The organism is Paenibacillus tianjinensis (assembly GCF_017086365.1).
In the GTDB taxonomy this organism is placed as follows: Bacteria; Bacillota; Bacilli; order Paenibacillales; family Paenibacillaceae; genus Paenibacillus_AQ; species Paenibacillus_AQ tianjinensis.
In genome coordinates this window covers 4,998,480-5,017,332 of sequence record NZ_CP070969.1, presented here as the reverse complement: position 1 = coordinate 5,017,332, position 18,853 = coordinate 4,998,480, and the positions used below count along the sequence as shown (strand labels likewise).

14 protein-coding genes and 1 riboswitch are annotated in these 18,853 nt (G+C 40.7%); of the genes, 10 read left to right on the top strand and 4 right to left on the bottom strand.

Translation table 11 applies throughout. From position 1 onward, the window contains the following. Positions 1-132: 132 nt before the first annotated feature. The 10 genes from JRJ22_RS23275 to JRJ22_RS23230 all read left to right on the top strand — a co-directional run bounded on the left by JRJ22_RS23275 (position 133) and on the right by JRJ22_RS23230 (position 15,081). Positions 133-960, top strand: coding sequence for a glycosyltransferase (locus JRJ22_RS23275; RefSeq protein WP_206101711.1), 828 nt, complete (start codon positions 133-135; stop codon positions 958-960). 30 nt (positions 961-990) lie between these two features. Beyond that, positions 991-2,193 (top strand): hypothetical protein, encoded by a 1,203-nt coding sequence (locus tag JRJ22_RS23270; protein ID WP_206101710.1) that lies wholly within the window; start codon positions 991-993, stop codon positions 2,191-2,193. Next, positions 2,186-3,073: a glycosyltransferase family 2 protein gene (locus JRJ22_RS23265; protein ID WP_206101709.1), complete on the top strand. Its 888-nt coding sequence runs from the start codon at positions 2,186-2,188 to the stop codon at positions 3,071-3,073. Before JRJ22_RS23270 ends, JRJ22_RS23265 begins: the two co-directional genes overlap by 8 nt. After that, on the top strand, positions 3,066-3,953 hold the full coding sequence (locus tag JRJ22_RS23260) for a glycosyltransferase family 2 protein (protein WP_206101708.1): 888 nt from the start codon (positions 3,066-3,068) through the stop codon (positions 3,951-3,953). The genes JRJ22_RS23265 and JRJ22_RS23260 overlap by 8 nt, the downstream gene beginning before the upstream one ends. A gap of 82 nt (positions 3,954-4,035) precedes the next feature. Further along, positions 4,036-5,532 carry a lipopolysaccharide biosynthesis protein gene (locus JRJ22_RS23255; RefSeq protein WP_206101707.1) on the top strand — a complete coding sequence of 499 codons (1,497 nt, stop codon included), beginning with the start codon at positions 4,036-4,038 and terminating at the stop codon, positions 5,530-5,532. A gap of 80 nt (positions 5,533-5,612) precedes the next feature. Next, entirely contained in the window at positions 5,613-6,584 is a 972-nt protein-coding gene (locus tag JRJ22_RS23250) for a glycosyltransferase family 2 protein (protein WP_206101706.1), read from the top strand. A gap of 106 nt (positions 6,585-6,690) precedes the next feature. Next, positions 6,691-7,569, top strand: coding sequence for a glucose-1-phosphate thymidylyltransferase RfbA (gene rfbA / locus JRJ22_RS23245; RefSeq protein WP_206101705.1), 879 nt, complete (start codon positions 6,691-6,693; stop codon positions 7,567-7,569). Positions 7,570-7,589: 20 nt separating this feature from the next. Further along, positions 7,590-8,150, top strand: a complete 561-nt coding sequence (rfbC, locus tag JRJ22_RS23240; protein WP_206101704.1) for a dTDP-4-dehydrorhamnose 3,5-epimerase — start codon at positions 7,590-7,592, stop codon at positions 8,148-8,150. Between the two features lie 32 nt (positions 8,151-8,182). Next, positions 8,183-9,178: a dTDP-glucose 4,6-dehydratase gene (gene rfbB / locus JRJ22_RS23235; protein ID WP_206101703.1), complete on the top strand. Its 996-nt coding sequence runs from the start codon at positions 8,183-8,185 to the stop codon at positions 9,176-9,178. Between the two features lie 614 nt (positions 9,179-9,792). Next, positions 9,793-15,081 (top strand): S-layer homology domain-containing protein, encoded by a 5,289-nt coding sequence (locus JRJ22_RS23230; protein WP_206101702.1) that lies wholly within the window; start codon positions 9,793-9,795, stop codon positions 15,079-15,081. 99 nt (positions 15,082-15,180) lie between these two features. Here JRJ22_RS23230 and JRJ22_RS23225 read toward each other — a convergent pair whose 3' ends face one another. From JRJ22_RS23225 to JRJ22_RS23210, 4 genes are all read right to left on the bottom strand, one after another. Continuing rightward, positions 15,181-15,639, bottom strand: a complete 459-nt coding sequence (locus JRJ22_RS23225; RefSeq protein ID WP_206101701.1) for a hypothetical protein — start codon at positions 15,637-15,639, stop codon at positions 15,181-15,183. 239 nt (positions 15,640-15,878) lie between these two features. Then, entirely contained in the window at positions 15,879-16,412 is a 534-nt protein-coding gene (hpt, locus tag JRJ22_RS23220; RefSeq protein ID WP_206101700.1) for a hypoxanthine phosphoribosyltransferase, read from the bottom strand. A 32-nt stretch (positions 16,413-16,444) separates the two neighbouring features. Further along, complete coding sequence (locus tag JRJ22_RS23215; RefSeq protein ID WP_206101699.1) at positions 16,445-17,956, bottom strand: IMP dehydrogenase; 1,512 nt, start codon at positions 17,954-17,956, stop codon at positions 16,445-16,447. 42 nt (positions 17,957-17,998) lie between these two features. Continuing rightward, on the bottom strand, positions 17,999-18,559 hold the full coding sequence (locus JRJ22_RS23210; protein WP_206101698.1) for a phosphoribosyltransferase: 561 nt from the start codon (positions 18,557-18,559) through the stop codon (positions 17,999-18,001). Between the two features lie 120 nt (positions 18,560-18,679). Beyond that, positions 18,680-18,782: riboswitch (purine riboswitch) on the bottom strand. Between the last annotated feature and the right edge of the window lie 71 nt (positions 18,783-18,853).

The window sequence follows — 18,853 nt, the reverse complement described above, 5'->3', positions numbered from 1 at the left end:
AAATTCAATATAATACAAAAAAACTGTGAAGATGTTTTATTGAGTATATAGAATTGGTTTTAATCATTGATTAAATAATTGCTTGAATTGGTATAACCGTGAATAATAATTACTTAGATTATGAGGTGTTATATGTCTCAATTTTCCGTGTTGATGTCAATTTATCTCAAAGAGATACCAGAACATTTTGAAAAATCATTAAATAGTATAATTGATCAGACCTTAAAGCCGTCTCAGATTGTAATTGTGAAAGATGGTCCCTTAACTAAAGAATTAAATACGATAATCGATGAATTTAAAGAGAATAATGTAAATATCGTTAAAGTTGTGAATTTGAAAGACAACGTTGGATTGGGTGAAGCGCTGAGGGTTGGTCTCAATCAATGTGATTATGAATTAGTTGCTAGAATGGACAGTGATGATATTTGTAGAACAGATAGATTCGAAAAGCAAATTATGTTTATGGAAAAGAATCTAGATATAAGTGTGATGGGCTCATGGATCGCTGAATTTGAAAGGGAACCTAATGATATTATTTCTGTTAGGAATGTACCTTTAACCCATGAAGAAATTATAAGAACTGCGAAAATCCGGAATCCTATGAATCATATGTCTGTAATATTCAGAAAAAAAGATGTAATTAATGCTGGTAATTATCAAAGCTTCTTATGGAATGAAGATTATTATCTCTGGGTTAGAATGTTAGTTAATGGATATAAATTTGCTAATATTTCTGAAGTATTACTAGACGTGCGTACTGGACAGGAAATGTTTAAAAGAAGAGGCGGTTTGAAATATTTTTTTGTTGAAATCAAGTTGCAAAGAGTATTTATTTTTTTGGGATTAATTGGTAAATATGTAGCGGTGAAAAATATAACCAAACGATTATTTATTCGTTTACTTCCGAGTGAATTTCGTGCTTATATTTATAAAAGGTACTTAAGAAATTCAAATGAGTAGTTTTTCGATAAATATTAGGATGTGTGTCTCTTGCAGATTAAAACCAATCAAGCTAGAAGTGCGTATGATATTTTATTAGGACTGTTTTTCTTTATCTGTTTATTCTGTATGACCAGACAAACGAATTTTCCTGTTTTATCTAAATTTATTCTTTTTTCTTTATTAATGATTTTTTTTATTTCTGTACCTCGAATGATTAGAAATATAAGATCAGTTGATGTCTTTCTTTCAAGAACTGTTGTCATTTATACATTAGCGCTATTTATTTATTTGATGTACTCTGTGGTTTTTTTAGGCAATAATCCGGAATTTTCAATAAGGTTTTTCATGATATTGATGTTACTTCCCTTATGTTATTTCATACCTGGCAAAGGGTTTTTTTTGAAAATTTTCATATTTTTGATGGCTCTACAGAGTATATATCTTATAATATTTGAACTTTATATGATTTTCAATTCTAGTCCTGCATTCAATTCAATGATTAGATTTCAATATCTCTCTGCCGGATTGGGTGACATATATACATATAATGGTTATTTCTTTAAGATTCAAATTTTAGGGAATTCTCTGTTACCTACTGGTTTATTTGTTGGAACGGTATATTTAAAAGATAATTTCTTTAAAAAGATATTATTATTAGTAATGTTAAGTGCCGTTATAATAGCAGGAAACTTTGCTTTCTTTGTATCTATAGGCATATTTTTTATAGGTTACTATTTCTTTAAATCAACTAAAAATTTATCAAAAATAACCAAACGACTATTTTTTATTATGATAATAATGTCAATAATTATTACTCCAATAATATCTTATACAACTAAAGTGTTAGAAATGAAATCAGAATCTTCTTTGTCTATTAGAAGTGAACAATTTGATTTACTACTCAAAGATATGTCGGTATCTATAGGGAGTACTTTGTTCGGAAAGGGACTTGGAAATACTATAACTTTACAATCAAACTATAGAGATTATAGTAAAGCTATATATTATGAATTACAATCAATCTATATACTTAATCAGTTAGGGTTTATTAATTTTTTTATATTTATATTACTAAATATTATCCTAAGTATTCGTTTTTTTGGAAATAAGTATATATATTTGATATATCTATGTTATCTCATTTATGCTATAACAAATCCTTATATATTCGATTCAGCGAATATCATAATAATCATGATTTTAATCTCATTAAAAAAAGAATTGCAAAAAAGAGGAACAATAGATGCATAAAAAAAAGGTTTGTGCAATTTTTGTGTTATATAATCCAAATATTCCTGAATTGATTAATAATTTAAAGGTAGTTTTGCCACAAGTAGATCATGCTGTTATTATTGATAATTCTGAAAAAAGTGAAAATGTTAACTATGAATATTGTTTTAGTGATTTTGATAAGGTCCAATATTTCGCGTTTAATAAAAATAGAGGTATTGGAGCAGCGCAAAATAAAGGAATGGAACTTGCGTTTAATGAAGGCTTTGAGGCAGTTCTTATTATGGATCAGGATAGTCATGTACCACCAAACTTAGTAGAAGAACTTCTCAATGGAGCTTTCAAGTTGAAAAGCGCTGGTTACAAAATCGCTTGCATTGGTCCTATTGTATATAATAGGGATACTGGTGAAACATATAAACCGCTATTTCATAGTAAAATGGATATTTCGGATTTTATCAAAAAAGATGCAATTATTAGTTCCGGATCATTAATTTTAAGAGAAGCTTATGAAGTTATTGGGGGAATGGAAGTAGGTCTGTTTATTGATAATGTAGATTTTGAGTGGTGCTGGAGAGCAAAGAGGGAAGGGTATTCAGTATTTGTATCAAAAAGAATTGAAATGGCACACAGAGTAGGAGAAAGGGATTTGTCCATATTCAATTTGTTTTCCTTACAAGTTAGTACACCTATTCGACTCTATTATCAATTTAGAAATACAATAATTCTTTTGCCCAGAGCCTATGTTCCTCGATACTGGAAGATTAGAAGTATTTTGATAAAACCAATTGAATTTATTGTGTTTTCTTTATTTATCGGACCTAGGTCGTTGAGAATGAAGATGATGGTAAAAGGTATAAAACATGGTTTGTTAAAGAAAATGGGTGAGATGATTGACTGATAGCGATTTAAATTACTCAAACGTTTGTATAGTTATTGTAACATTTAATCCAAATATCATAGAGTTAAGGGCTAGTATAGAAAATTTAAAGGAAAATAAATTAAATGTGTGCATTGTTGATAATAGTATTGAGGATGAGATTCAGCGAGCTGTTAAACTATTTAAGAGCTTTTCTCAGATAATTACTCTAGGGGAGAACAAAGGAATAGCCGAAGCTCAAAATCATGGTATGAATTGGGCATTCTCAAATGGATTTAAAGCTGTTCTTTTATTAGATCAAGATAGTTATATTAACAAGAAATTATTGGATGATTTATGTTCATCATATAATTATTTGTCGAAAGAAGAGATAAAAGTCGCTTGTGTAGGCCCTCTTACATATAATCGTGATAAGACTGAGAGGGATTTATATACAAAAAAGAGGCGTAATTCAGGCATGAATTTAATGAAAGTAGACAAAACATTAAGTTCAGGTTCTTTAATAGCGAAGGAAACTTATCAAATTATTGGTGGTATGGAAGTTGGATTATTCATAGATCTTGTAGACTGGGAGTGGTGCTGGAGAGCCCGAGAAAAAGGATATGAAACTTATATAATAGCAGATTCAATCATGGCTCATCGATTAGGAGAAGGGAGGAGGGAATTGGCGGGTTTTGGTATTGGAATACCCTCTCCTATTAGACACTATTATCAATTTAGAAATACGCTACTTCTTTTTAAGCGTAGTTATGTTCCAATAAAATTTAAGATAAAGTATAGCTTAGTATTAATATTTAAATTTTTCTATTTCCCATTATTTGTTTCCCCAAGAAAAGAAAGGTTGAAATGGATAACTAAAGGAGTGGTTGATTTTATCATTGGGAAAACTGGTTCAATATAAAAATATAATTCTTGAGTTTTTTGGGTATTAAATAGAATTCCCACTAAAGAATGAATGGGAAATGATACAAAGAGGTGGAAAATTGGAACCCTTAGAGCAAAAGAAAACAAACATATTAGCGAGATTTGGTAAAGATACGTTAGCATATATACCTGCAATTCTAATCCCAGCAGTTTTAGGGGTTCTTAGTCTTGTGATATTCACCAGAATGTTCTCTCCCTTAGAGTATGGTCAATATGCTCTTGTTCTGACTTCAGTAAGCATTTTATCACCGTTAATCTCTCAGTGGTTAGTTCAATCAATACAAAAATTTAGGCCACAGTATGAAGAAGAGAATAATTTATGGAATTTCAATCAGTATATAAAAAGATTGGTATTCTACATAATTCTATTTTTTGCCATTATTTTTATGTCTTTATATCCTATTATTAAAGATATTATTGGTGAATATAAAAAATATTATTTTGTTACATTTTTGTTAGTCTCATTCCAAAGTCTTTTTAATATTGGAAGTACAATCTATCAATCAGAAATGAAGGTTAAACTTTACGGAATTATACAAATCTCTAATGCAGTATTAAAATTGATAATTAGTATTGGACTATACCTTTTTTTTTGGAAAAACACAGAATCATTATTTTGGGGAATGGTATTATCCTTTTTGATTTTAATTGTTCCAATGTATTATGATCTTTTCAAATATAAAGAGACTGAAAAATTCGACTCATTAGAATCATTTAAAGAATTTACTACAAAATTACTGTCCTTTGGATTTCCTATGATTGGTTGGTTTCTAGGGTTGTCCTTACTAAATATGAGTGACAGATATTTGTTAGAATACTTTAAGTCTGCTAGTGACGTGGGTATATATTCAGCAAACAACAATATTGTGACAGCGGGATTAGGATTATTATGTGGTCCTTTAATTACAGCAGCACATCCAATTATAATGAATGTTGCAGCTAAACAAGGTGACACTAAGCATGTTGAGTCTGTAATATCAAATTTCTCAAGAATTTTTTTACTTGTAGTAACACCTGTAGTTTCTTTTGTGACTGTTTATAGGGACTCCATAGTTAAACTTCTTTTAGGAGAAGAATTTCGAGAAGGAGCAATTATAATTCCTATTCTACTCGTAGGATACTTTGCCTGGAATTTTGCTATGTATGGTCATAAGGGATACGAGATTTTAGGGAAAACTAAAAGAATGCTTCTTTACGTTTTAATTTGTGTTGTAGTAAATGCTATTTTGAATATAGTATTAATTCCCAGATATAGTTATTTGGGAGCCTCATTAGCTACATTAATAGCTCTTTTGTTATATCCTATAATTATTTATTTCACTTCAAAAAAACACATAAAATGGAATATTTCAATTCTGCTGTTAGTTAAATTATTCCTGATTGCTATATTTTTAGGGATTGCATTGTGTTTTTCGAAAAATATTTTATCGATAGATAACTTGTTTTTGGAACTATTCGTTTCGTTGTGTCTTAGTATTTTATATTACGGTGTTTTATTAATGATTTTTAAGGAATTGAAGCTGAAAAAGCTGATATATTATTTTAAAAAAAGATAGACAGTATAATTTACTCTTAAAGAAGAAAAAATAATAAGTATTTTGTGTTTGTTGAAAAATAATATAAGAGGATAGATGAAATGTTGACAGATTATAAGATTTCTATAGCTCTGTGTACATATAATGGAGGGGAATATTTACTCGAGCAATTAGATAGTATCTCAAGCCAATCTAGATTACCGGATGAATTAGTAATATGTGATGATTGTTCAACGGATAGTACAGTTGCAATAATTAATGGTTTTAGAAATAGAGTTTCTTTTAAAGTAAACTTATTTATTAACCAATTCCAAATGGGAAGTACCAAAAACTTTGAAAAGGCGATTGGGTATTGTACTGGAGACATAATTTTCCTCGCTGATCAAGATGATGTATGGAATGAAAATAAAATTCAAGACATAGAGATGGAATTCTATCGTAATTCTAACTTATGTGCGGTCTTTACAAACGCTGAGATTGTGGATCAAGATCTAAATTTTATGGGGTACGACCTATGGAAATCGGTTGGTTTTTCACAGAAATCTCAAAAAGAGTTTGATAAATATCCAGAGAGAATTCTGTTGAAACAAAATGTCGTCACTGGTGCTACTATGGCCTTTAGAGGGGAACTCAAAAAATCTCTTCTGCCCATTCACGACAACTGGGTCCATGACGCTTGGATATCAATTATTGTAGCAGTAATGAAAGATAAGGAAATTAAAGCGCTGGATAAGAGATTGATAAAGTATAGACAGCATGCTAACAACCAATTAGGGGCTCTTAAAAAAGACATTTTTAGCGAAATTGAGATTTCAAAAAATAAAAATGTGAAAAAGGGGAAAAATGTTGACTTTCTTGCATTGATAGAATTCCTCAAACCTAAACAGAAGCTACTTAAAAGGGAGGGCTTAACCCAATTAACAGAGAAGAATAGACATTTGGAGCATCGGAATAAACTTCATCCCGAAATAGTGGTTCGAGTGTGGAAAGTTTTTCTAGAGGCAATGTCAGGTAGATACTTTAGATTTTCTAGAGGATGGAAAAGTATACTTCGTGATATACGGTATAGATAAATAATCGTCTGTATATAGATATTTAACAGATAATATTTACGTATAAACCTGACTGAAATATTAATTAGTTAATTAAGTTTATGTTGAATGTAGGAAGGGGCTCTTTATGAAAGGTATTATTCTAGCAGGTGGTAGCGGAACGCGCCTATATCCTTTAACGATGGTTACTAGTAAGCAGTTGTTACCCGTTTATGATAAGCCAATGATTTATTATCCACTTTCCACATTAATGTTAGCGGGAATAAATGAAATACTTATTATTTCCACTCCAGAGGATACTCCACGATTTGAGAGTCTTTTGGGTGATGGGTCTCAGTTTGGAATCACCCTCCAATATATCGTACAACCGACACCCGACGGCCTAGCACAAGCCTTTATTTTGGGAGAAAAGTTTATTGGAGAAGATTCTGTAGCTATGGTATTAGGGGATAATATTTATTACGGAAACGGCATACGGAAAATGCTGAAACGTGCTTCAGATAAAGAGGTTGGTGCAACTGTCTTTGGGTATCATGTGCAGGATCCGGAGCGTTTTGGTGTAGTGGAATTTAATGAAGAAGGTAAGGTGCTCAGTGTAGAAGAGAAGCCTTCTGAGCCGAAATCCAATTATGCAATTACGGGGTTGTATTTCTACGATAATAGGGTTGTGGAAATTGCTAAGAATGTACAGCCTTCGGTAAGAGGTGAACTTGAAATCACTTCTATTAATGAAGCATATCTTAAACTTGGTGAGTTGGATGTTGAGTTACTGGGCCGCGGGTTTACTTGGCTCGACACTGGAACTCATCAGAGTCTTGTAGATGCCACTAATTTTGTCAGAACTATTGAAGATCATCAAGGAATCAAAATAGCAGCTCTTGAGGAAATTGCATATATTAATGGCTGGATCACTAAAGAGCATCTGCTGGTATGTGGTCAGAAACTGAGTAAAACTGGCTACGGGCAATATTTAATCAAAGTCGCCACCGGAAAAATCCAATATTAAACATTGAAGGTGTGGGGAATATGAAACTAACGGAAACGATGCTTCCAGGCGTATTTATTGTAGAGCCTGCTGTTTTCGGAGATCATCGGGGATGGTTTATGGAAACCTTCAGTGATGCCAAATTCAAAGAGCAAGGTATTGATACTGCTTTTGTACAAGATAATCAGTCCTATTCTGCTGCGAAAGGGACGCTGAGAGGTCTCCACTACCAATTGAATCCCAAAGCTCAGACTAAGCTTGTCCGTTGTACGCGTGGTTCTATTTTTGATGTGGCAGTGGATATTAGAAGAGGAAGTCCCTCTTACGGGAAGTGGTATGGGGTAGAGCTTAGTGCAGAGAATAAGAAGCAGCTACTGATTCCAAAAGGGTTCGCTCATGGTTTTATGACGCTTACCGAAGATGTTGAGGTTCAATATAAATGTGATGAGCTTTATGCGCCTGAATGCGACGGGGGAATTCTTTGGAATGATCCATCTATAGGGATTGAATGGCCTATTCATGTTACTCCGGTACTTTCCGGCAAAGATGAGAAGGCTCCTTTACTGAGAGAGGCTAATTTGAATTTTACTTATGATCTTTAGAAGAATATTTTATTGAATTTGAGGTGCATTGAATGAGCAGGAAGAAATTGCTGATCACCGGTGGTGCTGGTTTTATTGGCGGGAATTTTGTGCAATATATGGTGGATAAATACTCGGATTATGATGTCGTGAACCTGGATTTGTTGACCTATGCAGGCGAACTTAAAAAGCATTCAGACATTGAAAATAGAGACAATTACCGTTTTGTGCAAGCGGATATTGCTGACCGGGAGACGATTAGTTCACTTTTTGAGCAAGAACAATTCGATTATGTAGTGCATTTTGCAGCAGAAAGTCATGTGGACCGCTCCATAACAGATCCGGCAGTATTTGTACGGACGAATGTTATGGGTACACAAGTGCTGCTTGATGCATCTCGAAAGGATGGAATCAGCAAGTTTGTTCATGTATCCACTGATGAGGTTTACGGAGAACTGGATTTTGATCCTTCTGTATTCTTTACGGAAGAAACACCTTTGCAGCCTAACAGCCCTTACAGTGCGAGCAAAGCTTCTTCAGATCTATTGGTGCGGGCGTATTATGAAACTTTCGGATTACCTATGAATATTACCCGCTGTTCTAATAATTATGGACCCTATCATTTTCCTGAAAAATTAATTCCTCTGACGATATCGAAGGTAATGAACGAACAGAAGGTTCCTGTCTATGGCGATGGCAAGAATATCCGCGATTGGCTGCATGTATGGGATCACTGTGCTGCCATTGATCTGGTTCTGCATCAAGGAGTTAATGGTGAAGTATACAATGTAGGTGGACATAATGAGCGAACCAATCTAGAGGTAGTTAAGACGATCATTCATACTTTGGGTAAATCTGAAGATCTGATTGAATTTGTTGCTGACCGTTTAGGTCACGACAAGCGTTATGCTATTGATCCAACCAAGCTGGAGAATCTGGGCTGGAAGCCAACTTATACCTTTGAGACTGGAATTGCTCAGACCATCCAGTGGTATATCGACAACACAGAATGGTGGGAACTTATCCTTAGCGGCGAGTACCGGAATTAATCTATGAAGAATTAAATACTGAAAGTAAGTCAGGCAAACCTGTAAAGAGCTGTTTCTTTATAGGTTTGTCTGTTCTATTAACACTGATATTGTTACCCTCAGATGGTCGATTTTTCTTTTCCTCTTAAAGGTACCACAAGAATCCGTTGTCAACATCGTCTTGTTCAGATGCCGCATTTGATCTACCTTATCTCCCAAGCTAAGTTACTACCTCTACCTCAGTAGTCGTTTGTTACTGGGCACGCCCCTCTATTAGTTTTGCAGCATAACTGCTCAGAATCTTCCTCAAAGCAATAGCCGGATTTTCTACCCAAACATAACTCAGCGTTGCAACTCTTTTATTGATTACCAGAGTCAATATGTATAATACCTTTGGCAATTTCTGGGACTACATCAGTCATAAATCCAGTAATTTCGACATTTCAGTGAAAGTATTATCCTGGAATTAGTTCTATTCTCTTACCTGTTAAGGGAATTAATAGACACTGCAAAGAAATAAATGTAAAATCTATGCTAGACGCCTTTTTTGGGCTTAGTTTAGAAAGGAGTAGTGATCGTACGGTTTAGATCGTTAAAAAAAGGATTTGAATTCACTGGGGAGTAGGAGATGGGTTATGTATTCAAAGAGATTTCGAATGGCTGTTTCGGTAGTTTTAGTTTTTTTATTAGCTTTTATTAATGTACTTGGGGTGTCTGCTGCTTCACTTAAAGCGGGAATGGCATCCAATGAACTATCGCCGGACGGCAAGCAAAAGATTACGGTCAACAGTGTAGTAGATGTCACCTATAAAGATCTTAAGGTTCTGCAAGAGGTTAAGTTTATCCTTACCAAGGGTGAAACTGAAATTGCACGCCAGGTGAAGCCTAAAAGCGAGGCGAAGCTTACAGCAGTGGATGCTGTATACAATTCCCTTGAATATAGCAGCATTCCTTTTGAAGGATTGACAGCCGGTGAAGAATATTCCCTGCGGGCAGAATTTGAGGGTGAGCAAGGTACGGTTGTTACCCTACCGCAGATTATCCGGGTACCCTCGACAACGGGGATAAACATTGCTGTCGAAGTAATGGCCAAGGATTCTAATACATATGTAAGTGCAACCAATGGAGAGATACGCAGTGATGATAAGAATGTAAGACTGACCATTAGCAATAATGGTGTTCCGCTAGCGAACGAATCGCTCGCTATTTCGTTGAATTATTCCTATTACACCTTTACAACGGATGCAAACGGACAGATTCAATTGAGGGATAAAATAAGCTCAACCATTAGTACTTCTGTTCTGTTCGTATTGTTGAAACAGGGGACCGATCAATATGAAGCTAAGCCCATCTATGTAACCGATCTCCAGCAGGCAGGAACATATACTGTTGCTATTCGTTACTTGGATGCAGCTGGCAAGCAGCTGCGTAACTATAATTCTAACACTTCTTGGCCAAACGGAATTGTTAACCGCTATGGAGTTTCGGGAATCGATGTGTTAGTTCTTAGAACTGGTGAAGTATCAGGAAATTATACAGGCTACGTTACTACAGACGATGGAGCGTATTTATTCCAGACGGGTCAAGCGGCGTTGTATTCCTCTGTTAGCGGAGTTCACAAGGAGATTATTGAGGATGGCAGTGATTATAGTCGTCTCAGCCTCCATTACACATGGGATAATAAGCCGGTGCAGCTGGAATCTTATTCACTCATTGATAACAACCAGTATAAACAGATTAATGGTGGATACAACAATAAAAAGTTAACTTCACCTGTTATCTATGTCAAAAAGAATAAGGAATATGAAATCACTGCGGTCGGCACCGTTCAGGGTGTGGACGGCAAGGTGGTCTTCCGTAATAGGGTTAAGCCGACGGAAGCTGCGGTTGAAGTAACAACGGCTGCGAACCCGGCTGATTATAGTGCCTTGAAGCTTCAGGTGCCTCAGCAGAGCGCAGGTGTAGGACAAGTGCTGGTGTCTTATCTTAATGACAGGCTCAATTATAGCCAGATCAGTACTACTCTTCCTGCGGCTAATGGTACTTTGTATGTGCGCAAGGGGGAAGAAATTCATCGACTGACAGCCACTGTTGCGCCTTCGGCAGCCGGCCAGAGTAACAGTGCGAATCAGATTGTACTGAAAGCATTCTTTAAGCCGGCCGAGAGCGAATATACGCTGAAGGGCGGCAGCACCTACACAACCAAGATTAATGTTGTGGTACCGGACACGTCTTATTATGGCAAAGATGAACTGCGGAATCAGGTTGTACTGGGTGAAAGTGTCCAGAACCAGGTTGTTATGACAGATGAATATGGCAATATTATCGATCTGAACGGCAGCTATAGGTTCTCGATTGTGGATGAGAGCGGCACAGTTTTAGCGAATGATTCGCTGTCTTGGACGACCAGGGAGAAGGATGGTCATCTGGAGCGCATTAATATGCGGGACTGGAAGCCGGTTACTGCAGGAACTTATAAAGTTCAATTCTCGCCTTATACCTATTCAAACGGTCAGTATGTCAATGGAGAACCGCTGGCTGAGGCAGTACTGAAGGTTTTGCCGAAGAATGAATTTGATGTAGAGATCAGAGGTAAAGACGGGAAACTGGTTGACCTAGTAGAGAAACCTTATCTAACTGTTGACCAGGCACAAAATGTAACCATTACTGTGCGGCAGCATGTCACTGGCGGACAAGGCGAATTGCAGGCCGGCGTGGAAATTAGCCGTTATGGTCAGGCGCTCGGAGTTACGGATGCTCAAGGGAAGTTTACGATCCCTTCAGATCAGACCTATTATATCGGTGAACTTATGTTCAAGAAACCGGGCTTCTTATTCAAAAAGGTAAAGGCAGCGGTGATTAATCCGGCGACCCAGGCGGTAATCCGCGTTCGCGGGTTGGACAAGGCCGAAGGAAGCAGTTATGCCGGTGGCGTTCCACTCGATTATGCCAGCGTACAGGCCGTTGTTAAGAGTCAGGATGGTTCCTACCAAGGAGACTCTTACTTCATTAATACTTCTGAAGCGCAAGCTATTCTGGTTGTGGATTCACCTTCTGTAGTTGGTGTTGACTTCATCCGCTACAACCGGAGTTATACGGGTGTAGAATCTAAATTCGGCTACTATATGTACGGTTCTGTCCGTACGGAGCCAGGCAAGGATTACTCGCTCGTGCTGGATGCAAGACAGGAACTGCAGGAAGTAAGTAAAGTGTTATTAGATAGACCTGCAGAGGATTTATCTGTTGTTAGAGCTGACTTGGCTGGTGCAAACAACGTTCCATATGTAATCGACAGCAATGCGGTGAAAGAGAACTACTTCTACGCAACGCAGGGGACTTACAGTATGCTGGCGCAAACTGCATCAGACACCTTTATCTACCGTGATGGAGTTGTTATAGGAGCGGGAGATAATACACTTACGCTTGATGATTCCGCTTCCGGGCTGGCTACCCTGGTTGCGCCAGAATCCGGAACGATTTATAGCGTTGAATATTCTACACCGAATCAATCGACACTAAAGAGTTATGCCTATAACGCAGATCAGGTACGGCTGACTCCGGGTGATGTAACAGTACAGGTAGATAAAGCATTTGGTACAATTGAGTATCAGTATGATATTCATTTTGCACCTGGAACGCTGAAGGCGGGGACACTTACTGAGCTTGCTCCGCAGACCATACAGGGGCTGGACATCGTTGGGCTGAAGGATGGAAAGTTGAAACGTCCTGCCGGAGTGAACTGGCTGACCATCGGACTCGTGGATACTGCGGGTAATCAGATCGGACAGATTAAAAAGCCGCAGATTTTGGTAATATCCAACGGTGGCTGGTCTAACGGGTATAAATATGTTACTCCAGAGGCAGCTTCCTATGAAATTCAGGATGAGTCTGGACGAACACTATACTCAGATTCATCGGTCAGCTATCCGCTGACTGCTTATACCTTTAACACTTTAGGTGAGAACGTTGGCTATCTGACAAATGGAACCTATATAATTAAGGCTTCTCTAACCATTGACGGCAAGAATTACACGCTGAACAAGAAGGTTGTGCTTGAGACAACCACAGGCACTGTAGTAGATCCGGGTACAGATTTGCCAGGAACAGATGTAGGTAATGGTGATGGAAGCGGAACCGGCAACAGCAATGGAAATGGAAATGGAAATGGAACCGGGTCTGGTACAGAAACTGGTACTGGTACGGTTACTCCTACTCCGTCACCGACTCCAACTCCAACTGCTGCAAACGTGACTGAGAATGTAGAGAAGCAGAATAACAAACTTGAAGAATTATTAACGAATACCACGGGCTCAGCCGTTGAACGGGCCGCAGCAGCGCAAACGGCCCTCACAAGCATTGCGGACTCGCTCAAATCTGCTACGACTTCCGCGGAAGCCGAGCAGAACAGCAAGAGCCTCTCAAAAGCTATGGATACGGCAGCAGGGTTGCTCGCAACGATCCAAGATTCTGCAGCGAAGCAGAAGATTGTGGACTCGATTACAGAGCTTGTTGGAAGTGCACCATATCTGCTGAATAAAATGGACAGCTCCGACAAGGCAGTCTCGCTCGCCCATACGCTTATTGAGAATGCAGCAGCTGTACTCAATAATGTGCAGGGTGTGGCAGCGGAAGACATCCAGAAGCTGAAGAACAGCGTAATCTCCTCAAGCCAGACCGCTCTTAATAAAGCGGGAGAAGTAACGATTGCCAAGGCAAATGTAACAGTGGCAGGTAATACTGTTTCTTCGAAGCTTGATGAGACGCTGATCAGCACACAGATCCAATCTGCGAAGCTGGCGCTGTCCGATCTGTCCAAAGATCTGACAAGCAAGCTGGGTACAGGAAGTGCAGCAGAGCTGAAGGTGAGCATCACCGTCAACGTGCCTCCGGTAGAAGAAGGAATTCATAAGCTGAATACCACGCTTCCGTCCGAAATCCTTACGCTGGTCAAAGAAAATGATGTTGCCGGCTTAAAAATTCAGATGGATCAAACCGCATTCACGCTTGAGCCGGATACCTTCGGTACTGTAGAAGCCGGCCAGACGATTAATTTGGCGGCTGAAGTTGTAGAGAATGCTGTAGTAAGTAAGCCTAGCCAGGCTGAACCGCTGGCCAGCATTCCTGTGATGGAATTCAGTGCCTCTGTAGGCGGTCAGCAGGTTAAGAGCTTTGCCAAACCTATTGAAGTTACTTTTGATGTATCTTCGATCGATACTTCCAAATATTCCGGGGCCAACCTGGAGAATCTGACGGTGTATCTGCTTAATAATGAGAGTCTTACATGGGAAGCTGTCGGGGGCAAATATGACCCGGTTACTCAAACCGTAACAACACCAAGAGGACACTTCAGCCGATATACAGTAATGTTAGGCAAAGCTTCTTTCACAGATGTCTCTGCTAATCATTGGGCAGTGCAGGAAATTAATTATTTGTTGAACAAAGGAATCCTGGATCAGAGTGCAGTGTTCCGTCCATCGGACAAAGTTACACGTCAAGAGTTTGCTGCAATGATCGCCCGGGCTTATGGTTTGAGCGGTGAAGGACTGCTTCTGCCGTTCAAAGACATCTCATCATCCAATCCGTATTATGATGAGATCGCCGCTGCTTATGCTGCGGGGATTATTACCGGCAAATCAGCAAATGCTTTTGATCCGAAAGCAACTATTACCCGTGAAGAGATCGCGACGATGCTTGCACGGGCACTCACAGCCTATAATGGCAAGCAAGCTGTCTCCCAGCCTGAATCCGTAAATGCAACCTTCACAGATAAGGCCAAAATATCGAAATGGGCAGCGGCAAGCGTAGCATTAACTAAGAGTATCCAATTATTCGAAGGATTTGAGGATCATAGCTTCCGTCCGGCTCAAACCGCAAGCAAAGCGGAGGCAGCTGCGCTTATCTATCGTTTATATCAATTAAAATAGTAGTTTAAGAGAAAAAGACATCATAACAAGCAGAGCAGCGATTATTCCGTTAAGGATAACCGCTGCTCTGCTCTTTTGTATGGGCTGCCCATGGAATGATTAAAGTTCAGGCTCCAGCTCAATATCCTCTGATCCCCCACTCCACTCCACATGCATCTTTACAACAGAATCCTGTTCGGCCACTGAGCCGGTTCCACCACTGCCGCCCAGGTTGTATATGACGGACGGTGACTCCGCATCAGATAGGGTCCCGCTCCCGCCACCGCCGCCTTCTGTAGTATAAGCGTATTTCATTTCACCTGACGGGCCGGGCTCCTTGCCGAGATATTTCAAAAATACTCTGGAGACATGACTATCGCTATCTTTTTTCTGATAGACGTAATAGGTGGATGCCCAGTTGTCAGTATGTCCTTTGTATGCGTAGATGTAATCCAGCTCCTTGGCAGAATTAATCTCCGTAAGGTCCTGCTTTTCAATTCCTGAATAAATATTATCCTTCCCGCTACAGCCGCCGATTAACATAGCACTGAGCAGGAGTAGAATAGGTAACCGCTTCAAGTTCATCATCACTCCTTATATTCCTGGATAAGAAGGTTAAATTAATCATATTCTCAAATATACCATAAAATGGATTGCTCTAATGAACCTGCTGCTCATTGGTTTAGGCTTATTTGTGATCGGCGATTACGTTAGTAGAATGATTTGAAAAAAACGGACACTTCTCTTGCCCATTCATTCTGAGTGAATGCTGGCGGGAGAGGTGTCCGTTATTTTGGTGGTGCATGGTGCTGCTACTGCTACTGCTGTTCCTCAGTCTCCACAATCCATACCTCCGGCAGGTTGCGGTACTGTTCGGCATAGTCGAGGCCGTAGCCGACGACGAATTCGTCGGGGATCTCGATGCCGCAGTAGTCGATGGGAATATCGGCCAGACGGCGGGAGGGCTTGCTGAGGATGGTGCAGATAGACACGCTTGCCGCTTCGCGGAGGGCGAACAGCTGCCCCAGGTGCTGCAGGGTGAGCCCGGTGTCGATCAGATCCTCGACGAGCAGCACATGCTTGCCACGAATGTCGGTGTTAATGTCCTGCTTAATTGTAATTACACCTGATGTGGTGGAGCTGCTGCCGTAGCTGGAGACGGACATATAATCAATGGCCACGGGGAAGGTGATTTCCCGCATCAGGTCGGCCATGAATACGGCGGCACCTTTCAGAATGCCAATGAGCACGAGCTCTTTGCCTTCATAATCGCGTGAGATGGCTGCGCCCAGCTCCTTTACCCGGCTCTCAAGCTGGGCTTTGCTAACCAGTACCTTGCGAAGTTCCTTCATTACCACTGCTCCTTGTGAATCATAATCAATGCTCAGGATGTTCGATCCTTCTCCTTAAGCATAACATCATGTGCCCCGCCTTCGTAGATGGTAGTTGATGAAACGAGGGTGATTTTGGCATGCTTCTGCAGCTGGGGAATGGTCAGCGCACCGCAGTTGCACATGGTAGATTTGATTTTGCTGATGCTGAGGTCCAGGTTGTCTTTGAGTCTGCCGGCATAAGGGATGAAGGAATCCACACCCTCTTCGAACTCGAGCTTGCTCTCTTTGTCGGCGTTCCCGAAGTCGTATCTTTGCCAGTTGCGGGCCCGGCTGGAGCCTTCGCCCCAATATTCTTTGACGAAGTTCCCGCCGACGAGCAGCTTGCGGCCCGGGCTCTCGTCGAATCTGGCAAAATAACGGCCCAGCATAACAAAGTCAGCGCCCATAGCCAGTGCCAGCACGATATGGTAGTCATGGACGATGCCGCCATCGGAGCAGATCGGGACATAGATGCCTGTTTGCTCATAATATTCCTGCCGGGCTGCCGCTACCTCAATGACGGAGGAGGCCTGGCCGCGGCCAATGCCCTTTTGCTCACGGGTAATGCAGATCGAGCCGCCGCCGATGCCGACCTTGATGAAGTCCGCTCCGGCTTCGACCAGGTAGAGGAACCCTTCTTTGTCGACGACATTGCCGGCTCCGACCTTCACTGTCTCCCCGAAGGTTTCCTTAATATAATGGATCGTCTCCGCCTGCCATTCGGAATAACCGTCAGAGGAGTCGATGCAGAGCACATCTGCTCCCGCTTCGACCAGCGCCGGCACCCGTTCCTTGTAATCCCGGGAGTTGATACCCGCGCCGACGATCAGCTGCTTGTTGCTGTCATGGAGCTCCAGCGGATATTCCTGGTGGCTGTCATAGTCCTTGCGGAAGACCAGATGCACCAGATGTCCACTGCTGTTCACGATCGGCAGGCAGTTCAGCTTATGGTCCCAGATCATATCATTGGCTTCAGTCAGTGTAATCCCCTCTTCGGCGTAGATCAGGGCGGACAGCGGTGTCATGAATTCGGTAATCGGACATTCCTGCGGCAGGCGGTTCTCGCGGTAGTCGCGGCTGGTGACAATGCCCATAAGCTTGCCGGTCGGCTCTCCGTTATCGGTAATGGCGATGGTAGAATGGCCGCTGCGGTTTTTAAGGGCCAGCACATCCTTCAGTGTATCCTCCGGACGCAGGTTGGAGTCGCTCAGGACAAAACCGGCTTTGAACTTCTTGACCCTGCGGACCATCTCCACCTGTTGCTCCACGGATTGGGAGCCATAGATGAAAGAGATTCCCCCGCTTTTGGCCAGGGCTATAGCCATATTATGGTCGGAAACCGCCTGCATCACCGCGGAGGTAACCGGCAGGTTCATGGTCAGCGCCGGAGTTTCGCCGCGCCGGAATTTGGTCACAGGGGTTCTGAGATCTACATTCCCGGGAATGCATTCTTTGGTCGTCAGGTTCGGAACGAGCAGGAACTCGCTGAACGTTCTGGACGGCTGATCATAATAATAAGCCATGGTTGTTCACTCCTTAGAAAGTATTGTAACCCTTGAATTCACTTACACTTTGGACAGCACCCGCACCGGGATTCCATAGTCCGCTTCCAGCTGTTTGTAGTGCTCACCTTTGGCCAGAATACCCTGCACCCCGACGAGTTCTACCCCCATATCCGCCATTTGCTGGGCGATGCAGCGGATCGTTGCGCCTGAGCTGATCACATCATCAAGAATAAGTACCCGATCTCCGGCTGTGAATCCGTCAAAATAAATATAGTTCTCGTTATAAGCCGTCTCCCGCTTAATGCAAACCTCGTAATTCTCGTACAGCTCGGTGCTGAGGCGCAGAATATTCATCGGCTTCATCAGCTTGTAGGCTGCCAGCATGCCCCAGGTGTGACCGCCCGGCTCGGGCGAAACAATATAATCGAAAGCGGGGAACTGCTCTGTAATGCTGCTGGCCAGATTGTCGGTAATTTCACTGATCAGCTCGGGATCGATATATGTGCCCCGTTCGCCAAAAGGATACAGCTTGAAATCATAGGCGGTGTCTTTATTTTTATAAATCCTCACGTTTTTGGCCTTGCTGATCGATTCGCTGAGTCTTGCAAGTAATGCGCTCATCGCCTTCACTCCTTTTGTCTGGATATGCAAAACCCCAGAATACAAGAGACACCTGCAGAACAAAGAGTCACCGGGAAGAGCGGGCACACCAAAGTCTGCGGCTGCTCGGCCTGGGATTATCTGTCTTGCGGTATCTCTTGTAGCCTGGGGCAATTTACGGTTGCCTGTAGAAACGCTCAAACCAAATTAATGAGCTTATACAAGAGGTATGTGATTGTAGGGTTCATGTAAGGAATCATAACCTTGATTATTTTGTTATATGCTATCACCCGCAATAAAGTGTGTCAATCCTAG